Annotated in this window: 14 protein-coding genes and 1 pseudogene; 5 read left to right on the plus strand and 10 right to left on the minus strand. The window is 61.4% G+C overall.

All coding sequences use genetic code 11. The annotated features are described in order from the left end of the window. Window positions 1-29 precede the first annotated feature (29 nt). The 4 genes from PYR71_RS23175 (at window position 30) to PYR71_RS23190 (ending at window position 4485) form a co-directional block, all read left to right on the plus strand. Entirely contained in the window at window positions 30-1097 is a 1068-nt protein-coding gene (locus PYR71_RS23175) for an ABC transporter ATP-binding protein (protein ID WP_275620993.1), read from the plus strand. Between the two features lie 159 nt (window positions 1098-1256). Further along, window positions 1257-2561 (plus strand): ABC transporter substrate-binding protein, encoded by a 1305-nt coding sequence (locus PYR71_RS23180; protein WP_275620994.1) that lies wholly within the window; start codon window positions 1257-1259, stop codon window positions 2559-2561. Between the two features lie 80 nt (window positions 2562-2641). Continuing rightward, a complete protein-coding gene (locus tag PYR71_RS23185; protein ID WP_275620995.1) occupies window positions 2642-3574 on the plus strand; it encodes a carbohydrate ABC transporter permease in 933 nt (310 codons plus the stop codon). An 11-nt stretch (window positions 3575-3585) separates the two neighbouring features. Next, a complete protein-coding gene (locus tag PYR71_RS23190) occupies window positions 3586-4485 on the plus strand; it encodes a carbohydrate ABC transporter permease (RefSeq protein WP_275620996.1) in 900 nt (299 codons plus the stop codon). 165 nt (window positions 4486-4650) lie between these two features. Here PYR71_RS23190 and PYR71_RS23195 read toward each other — a convergent pair whose 3' ends face one another. From PYR71_RS23195 to PYR71_RS23225, 7 genes and pseudogenes are all read right to left on the minus strand, one after another. Beyond that, window positions 4651-5697 carry a hypothetical protein gene (locus PYR71_RS23195; RefSeq protein WP_275620997.1) on the minus strand — a complete coding sequence of 349 codons (1047 nt, stop codon included), beginning with the start codon at window positions 5695-5697 and terminating at the stop codon, window positions 4651-4653. Further along, a complete protein-coding gene (locus PYR71_RS23200) occupies window positions 5694-6455 on the minus strand; it encodes an ATP-binding cassette domain-containing protein (protein ID WP_275620998.1) in 762 nt (253 codons plus the stop codon). The genes PYR71_RS23195 and PYR71_RS23200 overlap by 4 nt, the downstream gene beginning before the upstream one ends. Before the next feature lies 1 nt (window position 6456). Beyond that, window positions 6457-7478, minus strand: a pseudogene (locus tag PYR71_RS23205) (ABC transporter permease). 69 nt (window positions 7479-7547) lie between these two features. After that, window positions 7548-8489 (minus strand): substrate-binding domain-containing protein, encoded by a 942-nt coding sequence (locus PYR71_RS23210; protein ID WP_275620999.1) that lies wholly within the window; start codon window positions 8487-8489, stop codon window positions 7548-7550. A gap of 95 nt (window positions 8490-8584) precedes the next feature. After that, a complete protein-coding gene (locus PYR71_RS23215) occupies window positions 8585-9421 on the minus strand; it encodes a 3-methyl-2-oxobutanoate hydroxymethyltransferase (protein WP_275621000.1) in 837 nt (278 codons plus the stop codon). Next, on the minus strand, window positions 9418-9780 hold the full coding sequence (locus tag PYR71_RS23220) for a MocE family 2Fe-2S type ferredoxin (protein WP_416340305.1): 363 nt from the start codon (window positions 9778-9780) through the stop codon (window positions 9418-9420). Before PYR71_RS23220 ends, PYR71_RS23215 begins: the two co-directional genes overlap by 4 nt. Next, window positions 9777-10922: a fatty acid desaturase family protein gene (locus PYR71_RS23225; RefSeq protein WP_246720412.1), complete on the minus strand. Its 1146-nt coding sequence runs from the start codon at window positions 10920-10922 to the stop codon at window positions 9777-9779. Before PYR71_RS23225 ends, PYR71_RS23220 begins: the two co-directional genes overlap by 4 nt. 440 nt (window positions 10923-11362) lie before the next feature. Between PYR71_RS23225 and PYR71_RS23230 the strand changes: the two genes are divergently transcribed. Continuing rightward, window positions 11363-12388 (plus strand): LacI family DNA-binding transcriptional regulator, encoded by a 1026-nt coding sequence (locus tag PYR71_RS23230; protein ID WP_275621001.1) that lies wholly within the window; start codon window positions 11363-11365, stop codon window positions 12386-12388. 153 nt (window positions 12389-12541) lie between these two features. Here PYR71_RS23230 and PYR71_RS23235 read toward each other — a convergent pair whose 3' ends face one another. Genes PYR71_RS23235 through PYR71_RS23245 form a run of 3 tightly spaced genes read right to left on the minus strand, consistent with a single transcriptional unit; the run spans window position 12542 to window position 14472 of the window. After that, complete coding sequence (locus tag PYR71_RS23235) at window positions 12542-12847, minus strand: AzlD family protein (protein ID WP_275621002.1); 306 nt, start codon at window positions 12845-12847, stop codon at window positions 12542-12544. Beyond that, complete coding sequence (locus PYR71_RS23240; RefSeq protein WP_416340306.1) at window positions 12844-13578, minus strand: AzlC family ABC transporter permease; 735 nt, start codon at window positions 13576-13578, stop codon at window positions 12844-12846. Before PYR71_RS23240 ends, PYR71_RS23235 begins: the two co-directional genes overlap by 4 nt. A gap of 36 nt (window positions 13579-13614) precedes the next feature. Further along, complete coding sequence (locus PYR71_RS23245) at window positions 13615-14472, minus strand: AraC family transcriptional regulator (RefSeq protein ID WP_097607343.1); 858 nt, start codon at window positions 14470-14472, stop codon at window positions 13615-13617. Window positions 14473-14586 lie beyond the last annotated feature (114 nt).

Consider the following 14586-nt stretch of genomic DNA (forward strand, 5'->3'; position numbering starts at 1 on the left):
GTAATGCTCATGATCTGGGAGGAGGGAGTATGGCAAACGTTCAATTCGAAGATGTCCGGAAATCATTTGGGGCGCATCCTGTCATCAAGGGGGTGGACATCGATATTGCCGATGGCGAATTCGTCATCCTTGTCGGCCCCTCGGGCTGCGGCAAGTCGACCCTTCTGAGGATGCTGGCCGGGCTCGAGAACATTTCCGGCGGCGAGATCAAGATCGGCGGCCGCGTCGTCAACACACTGCCGCCCAAGGACCGCGACATTGCCATGGTCTTCCAGAATTATGCGCTCTATCCGCATATGACGGTGGAGCAGAACATGGGCTTTTCGCTCATGCTCAACAAGGCGCCGAAGGCGGAAGCCGAGAAACGGGTGAAATATGCCGCCGGCGTCCTCGGCCTTGACAAGCTGCTCGACCGCTATCCGCGCCAGCTCTCCGGCGGCCAGCGCCAGCGCGTCGCCATGGGCCGCGCCATCGTGCGCGATCCCGAAGTTTTCCTGTTCGACGAGCCGCTGTCCAACCTCGATGCGAAACTGCGCGTCGCCATGCGCGCCGAGATCAAGGAACTGCACCAGCGCCTGAAGACGACGACCGTCTACGTCACCCATGACCAGATCGAGGCGATGACGATGGCTGACAAGATTGTCGTCATGCATGACGGCATCGTCGAGCAGATCGGTTCGCCGCTCGAGCTTTACGACCGTCCCGTCAATCTCTTCGTCGGCGGTTTCATCGGCTCGCCCGCGATGAATATGATCCACGGCAGGCTCGATCCGGAAGATCCCGGTCAATTCGTTGCGGCCAACGGCACGCGGCTGCCGGTCGCCAATCCGCCGGCGAGCGCTGTGGGCCGCGACCTCGTCTACGGGCTGCGCCCCGAATATATCTCGCTCGATCCCAACGGCCTGGCAGCCGAAATCGTAGTGATCGAGCCGACCGGTTATGAAACACATCTGACCGTCCGCCTCGGCGGCAGCGAGGTCAGCTGCGTCTTCCGCGAGCGTGTCGATGCCCGCCCGGGTGAAGCCATCCGCGTGGCGATCGACGCCGCGCATGTTCACCTCTTCGATGCCGAAGGCGGCAAGAGGTTGACCGACTGATGCCATCCGGCGGCGGCACGGGAGAGGAGGAGTTCTCCCTGCCACCGGAGAGCAAGCATCCCGGGAGCGCAAGCTCCCCGGAGATGCCAGGCCGCCGTTCACCAAGCGGGAGGTGGATGCCGGAGAATTGCTCCCGCTGTTTCAATGAGGAGGAATCTCATGACGATCAAGAGACGTGAATTTCTTGCCGCATCGGCAGCCGTTGCCGGTGTCGCCGGTCTTGGCATTAAACCATCCTTTGCGCAGGCCGAGCCGACCTACACACCGGAAAGCGGCGCGAGCCTCAGGCTGCTGCGCTGGACGCCTTTCGTGAAGGGCGATGAGGATGCCTGGATCGCCAATACCAAGAAGTTCACCGAAGCCACAGGCGTGGAAGTTCGCATCGACAAGGAGAGCTGGGAAGACATTCGTCCGAAGGCAGCCGTCGCGGCCAATGTCGGCTCCGGCCCCGATCTCATCATGTGCTGGTTCGACGACGCGCACCAATATCCCGACAAGCTGGTCGATCTCACCGAACTCGGCAACTATCTCGGCAACAAGTATGAGGGCTGGTACGACGGCCTCAAGGGCTACGCCATACGCGACGACAAGTTCATCGCCATGCCGCTGACGGCGATCGGCAATGCGGTCGTCTATCGCGACAGCCACGTCAAGGCGGCCGGCTTCAACGAATTTCCGAACGATACCGCGGGCTTCCTCGAGCTATGCAAGGCCATGAAGGCGAAGGGCACGCCCGCCGGCTTCCCGCATGGTAAGGCCGTCGGAGACGGCAACAACTACGCCCATTGGCTGCTCTGGAGCCATGGCGGCAAGATGGTCGATGAAAGCGGCACGGTGACGATCAACAGCCCGGAAACCCTCGCCTCAATCAACTACGCCAAGGAGCTCTACGCGACCTTCATTCCCGGCACGGAAAGCTGGCAGGACGTCAACAACAACCGCGCATTCCTGGCGGGCCAAGTATCGCTGATCGCAAATGGCGTCTCGGTCTATTACACGGCCAAGAACGATCCGAAGCTCGCCGAGATCGCCAAGGACATGCGCACGACGAACTTCCCGATCGGACCGGTCGGCAAGAGCGTCGAGCTTTTCCAGACGAGCTCGCTGCTGCTCTTCAAGCACAGCAAATATCCGGAAGCGGCCAAGGCCTATATCAAGTTCATGATGGAAGCCGACCAGATGAACGCCTGGATCCAAGGCTCCAGCGCCTATTGCTGCCAGCCCCTCAAGGCCTTCGCCAATAATCCGGTCTGGACCGCCGATCCCGTTCACGCGCCTTATGCGCGCGCTTCGGAAAGGCTGCGCCCGAACGGCTATGCCGGCCCGCTTGGCTATGCCTCGGCGGCGACCATGGCCGATTATGTGCTGGTCGATATGTATGCTGCCGCCGTCACCGGCCAGAAGTCGCCGGAGGATGCAATGAAGGAAGCAGAGCGCCGGGCGAACCGGTACTACCGAGTCTGATCCAGAGCCAGGAGAGGCGGCATGTCCGGCTTCGGCATGCCGCCCGTCTCTCAAGAATTGAAGCAATCTGGAGGCAAGCAATGTCGACCTTGAAATCCGGGGATACGCGCGGCCCGATCTCCTCGCTCATGCAGAACAACAACGTGCTCGGCTTCCTGTTCATGCTCCCGGCCGCGGTGTTCCTCGTCTGCTTTCTCACGTACCCATTGGGGCTCGGCGTCTGGCTCGGCTTCACCGATACCCGGATCGGCCGGGACGGCATCTTCATCGGCTTGGAGAACTACCAGTTCCTGGCCGATGACGCGGTTTTCTGGCTGTCGGTCTTCAACACCATTCTCTACACGGTCATCGCCTCGGTGCTAAAATTCGCGCTCGGCCTCTGGCTGGCGCTGCTTCTGAACCAGCACCTTCCGTTCAAATCCTTCTTCCGGGCGATTGTGCTTCTGCCCTGGGTGGTTCCGACGGTGCTTTCGGCGCTCGCCTTCTGGTGGATCTACGATTCCCAGTTCTCGATCATTTCCTGGTCGCTGATGAAGCTGGGGCTGATCGACGCGCCGATCAACTTCCTCGGCGATCCCACAAATGCACGCATCGCCGTGATTGTCGCCAATGTCTGGCGCGGCATCCCCTTCGTGGCGATCTCGCTGCTCGCCGGCCTGCAGACCATCCCGGCCTCGCTGCAGGAGGCCGCCTCGCTCGACGGCGCAACGAGCTGGCAGCGCTTCCGCTATGTGACGCTGCCGATGCTGACGCCGATCATCGCCGTCGTCATGACCTTCTCGGTGCTCTTCACCTTCACGGATTTCCAGCTGATCTACGTGCTGACCAAGGGCGGACCGGTCAACGCAACGCATCTGATGGCGACACTCTCGTTCCAACGCGGCATTCCAGGCGGGCAGCTGGGCGAAGGGGCGGCCATCGCCGTCGCCATGGTCCCCTTCCTGCTCGGCGCCATCATGTTCAGCTTCTTCGGCCTGCAACGCCGCAAATGGCAGCAGGGCGGCCAGGATTAGGGGGAATAACGATGTCGACCAATCTCAAAACGGCCGATCAGGTCCTGACCGACAATGCCGAGGGCATGAGCTACCTAAACCGGCTGCCGCGGCGGGTGGTGATGCTCTACCTGCCGATGGCGGTCTTCGTCTTCGTGCTGCTCTTTCCCTTCTACTGGATGGCGATCACCGCCGTGAAGCCGAACGAGCAGCTGACCGACTACAACAATTACAGCCCATTCTGGGTGATTGGGCCGACGCTCGATCACATCAAATATCTGTTCCTGGAAACGTCCTATCCGGGTTGGCTGTGGAACACGATGCTGGTGGCGATGGGATCGACGGCGCTGTCGCTGGTGGCCTCGGTCTTCGGCGCCTATGCGATCGAGCGTGTGCGTTTCACCGGCTCGCGGCAGATCGGCCTCGTGATCTTTCTCGCCTATCTCATCCCGCCGTCGATCCTGTTCATTCCGCTCGCCTTCATCGTCTTCAAGCTCGGCATCTACGATTCGCGCCTGGCGCTGATCTTCACCTATCCGACCTTCCTCATTCCCTTCTGCACCTGGCTGCTGATGGGCTATTTCCGCTCGATCCCGTTCGAACTCGAGGAGAGCGCGCTGGTCGACGGCGCCAACCGCTGGCAGATCCTGGTCAAGATCATCCTGCCGCTTGCGGTGCCGGGTTTGATCTCGGCCGGCATCTTCGCCTTCACCCTGTCGTGGAACGAGTTCATCTATGCGCTGACATTCATCCAGTCCTCGGAGAACAAGACCATTCCGGTCGGCGTCTTGACCGAACTGGTGCGCGGCGACGTCTTCGAATGGGGATCGCTGATGGCCGGCGCGCTTTTCGGTTCGCTGCCTGTGGTCATCCTCTATTCCTTCTTCGTCGATTACTACGTGTCGTCGATGACGGGCGCAGTGAAGGAGTAGCGCCCGGACCGAGCTTTTCGGCAACGAGCAAGGCAAGTCATTTTTGCCTTGTCATCGACGCTGCGTTGCAGGCGGCCTGAGAGTGCGATTTCGCTCCCAACGCGCCGAGACTGAGTCGCCCGGTTTTCGGCAAGGGCTCGCCCCACCGATCTTGTGTCCTTCGCCTCAGTCGAGAAAGTGCGTCCGGAAAGCCAGGCGCCGGAACCCTCCTCGACTGCCGCAAACTTCTATGGCGCGGTCCACCACACGAATATCCTCGACGCGCTCACCTGAAGGCCACGATATGGCGCCTATGGCATGCCTCACTTCGGCTTCCTCGTCCCGGACGAGGGTGAGAGCCCCGGGACCTGAGAGGTCGTTTTCGCTGGAGCGGCTGCGCAAAGCTGCGGCCGCACTCTCTTCGACCCCCAAACAGCCGAAGTGTCGGCTCGACCACGGGGGATAGTCACGGCCGCCGTTGGAATGCCAGAAAATAGTCATGGGCAAGCGGCGGGCATTCCGGAGGGAAAGAAACAGGTCTCTCTCGACCGGCCGCGCCACCGCGGTCCAACCCAAGCTGTGTTCGCGGCCTTCTATGGCGATGACGACATCCTCATGCCGCGGGTTCCACGGGAACCGGCTCAAATCCACCGATCCGTCGATTCCGGGAAAGTGATCGGGCGCCGTTGACCGCGAGGGGTAGCGCAGGCCGGAACGCCCGCGGGCGGAATCGACTTCAGGCGGCGCCGGCGGCGTCTCCCATGCCGATTTGGGCGAGCAACTGATGAGTCCGCCCCGAGGCAGCGAGACGTTGGCATGGTTCGAGACGGCAATGCGGCCGCTCCCGCCGGCGAAGACATGGCGCTGATAGACCCAGGCGTGCCCGTCTTCAACCTCGAGCTCCTTGGTGACCGTCGCGCCGCAGACGGTGCGTTGCAGCCTGGCCCGCAGCCGCCCGGCCTCGTGTTCGACCACATCCCAGGGTGAATTGGCGGTCCATCCATGAAGGGGCGATCCCTCTTGGCTGCCTGCGAAGGGTGCGCAGAAGAAATCGCCGCCGAGCGTCATCAGATGCGGCGGCGTACCGGGGGGCATTATCTCCTCCGTGCCGACCCAGGGCGCACGGTGCAGCAGAGCGATTTCGTGCCCCTCATCTTCCACGGTAAAGCCGTCAAGGAGACCGGTCCGCGCATCGAAGCCGAAACGGATTCCCTTGGCACGGATCTCGATCATGCCGCGAGATGTTCGCCGGTTATGATATTTTCGACCTCCTGGATCGATGCGGTGGCGGGACTTAGATCGTCGGCCACGACGGTGCCGCGTCGCATCACCACCATGCGGTCCACCACCTGGAAGACATGATGGATGTTGTGCGCGATGAAAATGCAGGAGTGGCCGGTGTCGCGTGCCTCGCGCACGAAGCGTAGTACGCCCTGGGTTTCGGCCACGCCGAGATTGTTGGTCGGTTCGTCAAGGACGATCAGGTCGCTGTCGAAATACATGGCGCGCGCGATGGCCACGGCCTGCCGTTCGCCTCCGGAAAGCGATCCGATCGGGGTGGTGGGCGGAATGTTCTTAGAAATGCCGACTCGCTTCAGAAGATCGGCGGCAACTGCGTTCATCCGCTCCTGGTCCAGCCGGTCGAGGAAGCCGGGGCCCGTCCGGAGCTCCCGTCCAAGAAAGAGGTTGCGAGCGATGGAAAGCTGTGGGACCAGGGCGGAGTCCTGATAGATGGTCTCAATGCCGCTGCCGATCGCGTCGTTGGTACTGCGCAGCTGCACTTCGCGTCCCTTGATGAAGATCTGGCCGGATGTGTAGGGAACCGCGCCCGACAGCACCTTGATCAGGGTGGACTTGCCCGCGCCGTTGTCGCCGAGAAGGCCGACGATCTCGCCCTTCCTTATGCTGAGGTTGACATCGCGCAAAGCGTGGACACGACCATAGAATTTCTCGATGTGCCGCATCTGGACCAGGGTTTCGCTATCGCTCATCTCAGACCCCCGTATTGTGCCGGCGTTCGAGGCCGGCATGGAGCGCCATCATCGCCAGGATGATCGCACCGATGAAAATATTGTAGGCGAGACCGGGCACGCCAATCAGGACGATCCCGTTGCGCATCAGCCGCAGGATCAGCACGCCGAGCATGGTCCCGAGGATCGTCCCGCGGCCGCCGGTCAGGACGGTACCGCCGATCACCACCATCGCGATGACTTCGAGTTCATAGCCGGTACCGGCATTCGGATTGGCGGCCGAGACGCGGATCGACGAGATGATGCCAGCAAAGGCCGCCATGGCCGCCGACAGCATGAACAGGATCACTTTGACCCTTGCGGTCGGCACCCCGCGGTTTCGGGCGGCGTTGGCATTGCCGCCGGTCGCCTGGATCCAGTTGCCGAACCGTGTGCGGGTCAAGACGTAGTGGAGCGCCAATGCCAGCGCTACGAACCAGATCAGGCTCATGAAGACGCGCAGGTTGCCGATATAGAAGTCGCCGACCAGCAATTGCGCCAGCCATTGTTCGCCCGCTTCCCAGGTGCGCTGCGGAAAGCCGGCCGTCAGCCACAAGGCCGTGCCGCGGATGACCAGCAGCGTTCCAAGCGTCACCAGGAATGACGGGATAGCCAGACGGGTAACGAAGAGGCCGTTGAAAAGACCGATCGCCAGAGCGACGGCTATTCCCGCAAGAAATGCCAAAGGCAAGGGCAGCACGTCCGCATTGAACAATGTCCACATCACCACGGGGGCGAAGCCGAAGACCGAACCGACCGAAAGGTCGAATTCTCCCGCGGTCATCAGCAGCGTCATCGCCAGTGCAAGAGGCCGAGTTCGACGGTGAAGGTCAAGGCATTGCCGATATTGATCAGCGACAGGAAGGCGGGGTTGATTGCCGTGAAAACCACCAGCATCGCGATCAGAAGGACGAAAGGCCCGAATTCCGGATAGGCGATGAAGGTCCTGACAAGGCTCGGCCTTTCACGTGGCGGGGTGAAAGCATCGCTGCTTTGCTCGATCATGGTGCGCACTCGCGTTGGGGCTGAAACAGGCATCCGCGGCAGCATACCGCGGATGCCAGGATGGCAGGCTTATTTACCGCCCATGATCTTGGCGTAGAACGGCGCCTTGTCGGCTTCGTAGAGTGCGCCGGTAATGATGTCGAAGTTGATCGGGATGCCGCTCGCTTCAGACATCAGTGCCGAGAGGCACATGTAAGAGGTTGCCAGTGGATCCTGCCACATGCCCGCATTCACATACCCTTCGCTGACCTCCGAGGTCGTGTCCAACGAGTTGCCCCATCCGACCACCGGAATCTCACCCTTGGCGATGCCGGCCTGATCCCAGACGCGTTTGACCGAACCGGTTACCAGATCACCGAGGCCGATGACCGCATTGATCTTTTTGCGGTTGGCGGTCACGTAGTCGGTCATTCGGTTGATGGCCTCGGCCTGGTCGTAGGAGGCGTCCTGGATTTCCCAGGTGATCCCGAGCGGCTTGAACACTTCGTCGGCACCGGCTGATTCCTCTTCACCATAGCCTGCCCCCGGAACTTCGAGCGGCATCCAGACAAAATCCCCCTTCTTCACCAGCTTATGGTCGACCAGATACTGTGCCCACGTGCGGCCGACGACCTTGAGATCAACGCCGACATAGGCTCTCCAGGCCGGCGCCGGGTCCTTGGTGTTGAAGTTGATGACCGGGATGTTGGCCCGGTTGGCCTCGTTGACAACATCCACCAAGGTGCCAGGCCCCGGGCTCGTCGTGCAGATGCCGTTCGCGCCGGCGGCGATGGCGGCGCGGATGGCTTCCTGATGGCTCGGTACATCATTCGAATGGAACGAGGTGTTCACTTTCACCCCGGTATCGGCAGCGAATTTCTCGGCACCCTGAAGAAAGTAGGTCCAGACTGGATCGGTTGGGGAGCCGTGCGATATCCAGTAAAAGGTTTTGTTCGCGGCACTCTGCGCCATTGCTACTGCCGGCATCAGCGCCAACGCGGCCACCGCGCCCAGAAAAGTTCGTCTCAGCATGTCCTGTCTCCTCCCGTTGGTGGCCGGTCTCTATGCTCCTCCCGGCCGGTGAAATCTGTTGTGTGACGAACGACGTATTGGCTCGGTCAGTCTCCTCATTGCCGCTCGGCCGCGTCGATGAACTTCTCCAATTCACGCGGATCCATGCGGATCAGATGGCGCTCCTCCGGGAGGGCGCCGTCGGCGACATCCGCGGCATATTCGCTGAAAGCCGCGACCCGCTCGCGTTGCAGCCGCGCATATTCCGAGCCAAAATCGCGATAGGCTCGGGCGTGGCGCGGAACATGACCTTCGGTGTAGCCCAGTATGTCGTTGGCGAAGAGATATTGCGCGTCGCAGCCTGGGCCGGCGCCCATCGACCATAGCAGGATTCCGACCCGTTTGCTGATCTCGGCCGCGACCTCGGCGGGCACGACCTCGATTTCGACTGCGAAGGCACCGGCGCTCTCATAGGCCTTAACCTCCTCGAAGAGCCGCAACGCCGCCTCGGCAGTCTTGCCGACCGCTTTGAAGCCACCGGTCCAGGTGGCACGGGTGGGAACCAGCCCGACATGCCCGACAACGGGGAAATATTCACGAGAGAGCTTTTCGACCGTCTTCAGCGAGCCCGAACAGTAGACCGCGTCGGCGCCGCGGTTTAGCGCATTGCCGCACCAGCGGAGATAATCGTCCGGGGTCCCCATCTCGAGATGGGTCTGCCCGGTCATCGAGAAGACCGTCGGCGCAACCGCGCGGTAGCGCGGATTAAGGACGATGTCGGCCGGCACGGAGGCGATGTCGATGCCCGCGGCTTCGGCGGCTGCCGCCTCATCGAGGCTGAAATAGCGCAGCATGGTCAGCTGGCGGCGGCCTTTCCAGGCGCGCAGGTCCGCCACCGTCGGCAAACGGCGTGATGCAGCGCCCCGGCTCTCCTGTTTGCTCAACTCTGTCATTCGACCAACACCAGGACTTGCCCGCCCTCGCGCCGGACGGAATAAGTTCGCAGGTTCTCGCAGGCAGGCGAGCGCTTGGCCTCACCCGTTCGATAGTCGAATTGGCCATTATGTCTGGGACACTCGATCACATAGTCGAGCACCAATCCGTCTGAGAGCTCTACCTGCTCATGGGTACAGAGCCCATCAGTGCAAAAGAATTCGTCGTTAGGGCTGCGAAAGATTGCAAAACTCCGTCCGCCATGGATCCAGCCCAAAACGTCTTCCTTTTCAATGTCGTCTTCGGCGCAGGCAGCAATCCAGGGCATATGGTCCTCGTTTCCATGTTCAATGGGAATCTCTGATGGTGGGGCGATCATGCGAGGGACCTTTCCGGCACAGCCGCATGCAGCTCTTCGCGATAAGGCTTCGCCCCTTGCGGCAAGGCGCGCTTGAGATAATAGCCAGGCTCCCGTCTCTGCCGCATGATCGCTTGAAACATCTCGCGATAGCCGTCCCAGATCGAGGTGTTTGCGGGCGGCAGGTCGTGCTTGATCGCCTCGTGCAGCCTTGCCAGCGCATGGTAAGGCACCATCGGGAACATGTGGTGTTCGACGTGATAACCCATGTTCCAATAGATGAAGCGGCTGACGGGATTCATATAGACGGTGCGCGAATTAAGCCTATGGTCGAGCACGTCTTCCGCGAGCCCGCCGTGCTGGAGGAGCCCGGTCATCACCATATGCCAACAGCCATAGATGCGCGGACCGCCGACCAGAAGAAGCGGGATCGCCGCCTTCCAACCTGCACCGGCGATGAGCATGCCTATGGTGGTCATCATGGCGGCTGCGTAGATTGCCATATGCACCCGCGCCCAGAACACCGCCTTGGGCCATTCGCTCTCGGGCACGTAGTCCTTCTCGTCCGGCGAGAGGACCCCGGCCGCATTGCGCGCGAGTGTCTTGAGGTTCTGCCAGACCTCGACCACGCCGGTATAGGCGAGCGCTTTCAGCGTCAGCGCGATCGGATGCATCCAGGCGATCTCGGGATCGCGGCCGACAATGATTGTATCGGTATGGTGGCGGGCGTGGCTCCAGCGCCAGTTCACCGGGTTGCGTGCCACCTGGAACGAGCAGATGTGATAAAGCACGTCATTCATCCAGCGCGTGCGAAAGGCGGTGCCGTGGCCGCATTCGTGCCAGCGTGCGTCGCAGGCCGAGCCATACATCACCCCATAGGCAAACCAGAACGGCACCGCCCACCAACTGCCCCAGAACCAGATGCCGCCAGCGGCAAAAGCCACGTGGAGAACTGCCCATAGAATCGTGTCGCGGATCGCCGGCTGGTCGCTGCGCTGCATCAACTCCTTCATCAGCTTGCGCGGCACTTCGGTGTGATACCATTCGGCCGCCACCAGCCCCGCCTCGACGGCTTGTCTAGCGGAAGCACCGGTCAAACCGTAGTCGCGGGGGAGGGCGGCAGACTGCCCGCTTGTTTCCATGTTGGCCGAATTGGCGCTCATGCGATCATCTCCGGTGGCGGGAACAGATGCTGCGCTGAAAGCGACAGACCGGTCCCGCTCAGGCCGTTCACCTGTATTGCCGCCGGCACCTCGGATCGCTCCGGACACATCACCCGTTCACCCCTATATCCATATTCATCACGCATGGCCGCTGCGAGATCTGCCGATCCTCGGCCTGCTACCCGTGATGTTGTAATGACCCTGCTGATGCCAAACTGGGCTGCCGAAAGAAGCTTAGCAACTCAATATCACATCAAATCACATCAGATGTTTCCTCCCATATTGATTGGAATTCAGCAGAACTCTTGGTAATAATTGTATTTGAGATGCTTATTTCATTTCGTGGCCTTACTTATGTTGCAGGTTGGATATGATGTGAATAGCCTCATCTTTTGATGCGACAAAACGGCATTCCCCTCAGCTGCGCAAAGGGAAGGATCATGAAGAAAACGACGATTTCCGATGTCGCCCGGAGGGCTGGCCTCTCGACTGCAACAGTCGATCGAGCATTGAACGACCGTGGTGGTGTCAGTGCCGCCAATCGCCAGAGGGTGTTTCGTGCCGCGAAGGAACTTGGCTATCTGCCGACCGAGGGGATGCTTCCCTTGCCCACGCGCCCCGCGCATCTGGAGTTCTTCATCCCCTTTGCGCACAACTCATTCATGCAGGACGTCGCCAGGAAGATCACCAGCTTCGCGTCATCCCTGCCGCTGGTGGCGTCGTGCAATGTCACGGCACTCGACGGCATCGACCCTGACGCGCTCGTAGCGGCGCTGGAAGGTCTTCCGCTCCGGACCAACGGCGTCGGCGTGATTGCCGTCGATCACCCGAAGACACGGCATGCGATCCGCCGCCTGTGCGAATCCGGCGTCCGCGTCGTGACCCTAGTGACGGATGTTCTCTCGACCCCACGCTCTGCCTTCGTCGGCGTCGATAATCTGGTGGCGGGGCGAACCGCGGCGCTGATCATGGGCCTCACGTCGCGTGAGAAGAAGGGATCGATAGGACTGTTCCTCGGCTCGCGAACGCTCCACGGACACCAGCAGCGGGAATATGGATTCCGGACGTTGCTGGAGGAGCAATTCAAGCATCTGACGATCCTTCCTGCCATAGAAACCCGCGACGAGAACAAGCTGTCCCAGCCGGCGATGGAACGGATGCTACGCGACACCGACGATCTCGTCGGCGTCTATTGCGTCGGCGCAGGCAGGGCCGGCATCGCCGAAGTTCTGCAAGCAGCGAAAGGAAACAAGCGTCCCTTCGTCATCATGCATGACCTCACCGACGCGACGCGGGCATGGCTGGCAGAAGATCTGATCGACGTCGTGATCGACCAGAATGCGCGCCTGATCGGCGAGCAGGTGGTCATAAGGCTCCTCGGCTCGATCGCGGCAAGCACGCCGACCTTGTCTTTGAAGAACATCGAGCCACGGATCATCTTTCGCGAGAATATCCCACTCGTTTGACGCGGAACGCTTGCGTAAGAGAATCTCACCGCATCAGGAAGCGAAGCCGCGCCGAACAGGAGCTGTCCCGATGTCTGCCACCGGGGCGTCTCGCCGATGCCATGCTTCCAGAGGGCGCTTTTTCCTAGAGAAATAATGAGGGGGCGTGTGAGCTCAGCCAAGGCCGATTGCCCGCAGCACAGCCACGCAAAAGACGCCGGCCGCGACGGAAACCAGCATCGGCAAACGCAGGGCAGCGAGCGCGGCAACGGCACAGGCCGCGCTCTCCGCGATACCTGTCGCAAAAGCAGTCGGCGCCACCACGGCCATGAGCACTGCGGGCGGAATGGATTCGATCGCCTTGCGCCTGCCGCGGTCCAGCGACACATATCGCAGCAGAAAAAGCCCGCTGACACGCGTCAGGATGGTCGCGGCCGCCATGGCCAGAATGGCGAACAAGGTCTGCAGGTCGAGCGTCATGGCGTCACCTCCAGGCGGCGCATACCGCTGAAGGTCGCGGCTGCGACACCGGCAAGAGCGCCGGCCGCGACATACCAGACGCCCGGTAAGAAGTGGTGGGTAAGCACGGCCGCTGCCGCGCTCGCAAGCAGAACGGCGCCGGTCTCTCGTCCTTTCCAGAATCCCATGACAAGCACGATGAAGACGGCCGGAAATGCGAAATCCAGCCCAAGCGCTGCGGGATCGCCGAGAAAGGCGCCGAGTGTGGCGCCCGCCAGCCCGGAAAGAACCCATGCCATGTAGAAGGGCGCTGCCAGGCCGGTAAACCATGCCGGTTTCAGCCTCGCCACACCGGCGCGGAACTCCGCCATTGCCCAGATTTCATCGGCCAGGAAAAGCACCGAGAGATAACGGGCGCGTGGTGAAAACGCCTGCATCTTCGTGACGATCGATGCTCCCATCAGCACGTGGCGGATGTTGACGAGAAGGGCTGCGAAACCGAGGCTCGTCCAGGAGGCGGGATGTGTCCAGATATCCATCGCCACGAATTGCGAACCGCCGGCAAAAACGAGCGCGCTCATCAGGCTGACTTCAAGAGGCGAGAGCCCCTTCGTTGCGGCGACGGCGCCGAACACCAGCCCAATGGGGATGACGGCGGCAACGAGTGGCGCAATCGCCCGCATTCCGCCTGAAAATTCGGCCCAGATTTCGTTTTTGCGCACGTTCGAACCTCCGCTTGATGCCGAGGTCATAGAGCCGTGCCGAAGCGACGTCTTGAACGAAAGTGATTATCGCGCCCGATACTGGCCAGGGGTTAATCCCGTTCGCGCCTTGAAGTGCCTGGTGAAATGCGCCTGGTCGGCAAAACCGCATTCCAGCGCGACCTCTGCCGGCAGGTCACCGGCCCGCAGCCTGCGGCGCGCGCTCCTGACGCGGACGTCGGTAAGGAAGGCGTGCGGCGTGATATGGAATTCCTTGCGAAAGGCGCGGATCAGATGCGCGCGGCTGAGGCCGGCGACGGCGGCGAGTTCTTCCAGCCCCAGATCGGTCGCATAGTGTTCCGTCAGATAATCCCGCGCGCGCCGAACTGCTGAACGCTCCGAGGTGTCGGTCGGCACGATGATCGAGCTTCCATGCTGGCGAAACATTGCGTCGAGCACCAGGAACATGCTCTGGCTGGTCTCCAGTGCCCCGACTCCGGCCTCCAAGGTCCGGTGGGCACCAAGAAACGCCGCGGCCAGTTTGGGATCGTGAAGAATCTGCTTGCCGAAGGCCGGCGTGCCGCGAAAGGTGCGGCCGGTGACATCCTCGAGGATTTCGCGAAAGAGCGACAGGTCGGGATAGATCATGCGATAGCGATAGCCGCCATCGGTCGGCGCCCCGTCATGCGTCTCGCCCGGATTGATCAGATAGAGATCGCCGGGGCCGGAGGCCTCGCGTGCACCGCAGATCGTGGCGATCTGGCTGCCGCTCTCGATGGCGCCGATGCTGAACGTATCATGGGCGTGCGGTGCGAACTCATGCGTCAGGAAGGTCGCGCTCAGGCATTCCATGCCGCCGAAGCGCGGATCGCGCCAAAAGCGCGTCGTCTCCGCTCCCGCGAGTGGCATGGCTTCGGTCGCCTGTTCCTGGGAAATATTCTGCATCGGGCGGATATAGCAGTTTTCCCGCGACGCTTCTTGAACAAAAGTGATCAGCGAAGCTGGCCACATTCCCAGCCGATCGGCAAAAGATACCGGTCTTCTGGAAACGTTGAGTTC

This window comes from Rhizobium mulingense (assembly GCF_029194105.1).
Classification (GTDB): Bacteria; Pseudomonadota; Alphaproteobacteria; order Rhizobiales; family Rhizobiaceae; genus Rhizobium; species Rhizobium mulingense.

Excerpts from the sequence above, each read along its gene's own strand:
- PYR71_RS23175 (WP_275620993.1), top strand. The coding sequence starts at position 30 with ATGGCAAACGTTCAATTCGAAGATGTCCGGAAATCATTTGGGGCGCAT.
- PYR71_RS23220 (WP_416340305.1), bottom strand. The coding sequence starts at position 9,780 with ATGATCGCCCCACCATCAGAGATTCCCATTGAACATGGAAACGAGGAC.
- PYR71_RS23200 (WP_275620998.1), bottom strand. The coding sequence starts at position 6,455 with ATGAGCGATAGCGAAACCCTGGTCCAGATGCGGCACATCGAGAAATTC.
- PYR71_RS23215 (WP_275621000.1), bottom strand. The coding sequence starts at position 9,421 with ATGACAGAGTTGAGCAAACAGGAGAGCCGGGGCGCTGCATCACGCCGT.
- PYR71_RS23225 (WP_246720412.1), bottom strand. The coding sequence starts at position 10,922 with ATGAGCGCCAATTCGGCCAACATGGAAACAAGCGGGCAGTCTGCCGCC.
- PYR71_RS23185 (WP_275620995.1), top strand. The coding sequence starts at position 2,642 with ATGTCGACCTTGAAATCCGGGGATACGCGCGGCCCGATCTCCTCGCTC.
- PYR71_RS23210 (WP_275620999.1), bottom strand. The coding sequence starts at position 8,489 with ATGCTGAGACGAACTTTTCTGGGCGCGGTGGCCGCGTTGGCGCTGATG.
- PYR71_RS23245 (WP_097607343.1), bottom strand. The coding sequence starts at position 14,472 with ATGCAGAATATTTCCCAGGAACAGGCGACCGAAGCCATGCCACTCGCG.
- PYR71_RS23180 (WP_275620994.1), top strand. The coding sequence starts at position 1,257 with ATGACGATCAAGAGACGTGAATTTCTTGCCGCATCGGCAGCCGTTGCC.
- PYR71_RS23190 (WP_275620996.1), top strand. The coding sequence starts at position 3,586 with ATGTCGACCAATCTCAAAACGGCCGATCAGGTCCTGACCGACAATGCC.
- PYR71_RS23240 (WP_416340306.1), bottom strand. The coding sequence starts at position 13,578 with ATGACCTCGGCATCAAGCGGAGGTTCGAACGTGCGCAAAAACGAAATC.
- PYR71_RS23195 (WP_275620997.1), bottom strand. The coding sequence starts at position 5,697 with ATGATCGAGATCCGTGCCAAGGGAATCCGTTTCGGCTTCGATGCGCGG.
- PYR71_RS23235 (WP_275621002.1), bottom strand. The coding sequence starts at position 12,847 with ATGACGCTCGACCTGCAGACCTTGTTCGCCATTCTGGCCATGGCGGCC.
- PYR71_RS23230 (WP_275621001.1), top strand. The coding sequence starts at position 11,363 with ATGAAGAAAACGACGATTTCCGATGTCGCCCGGAGGGCTGGCCTCTCG.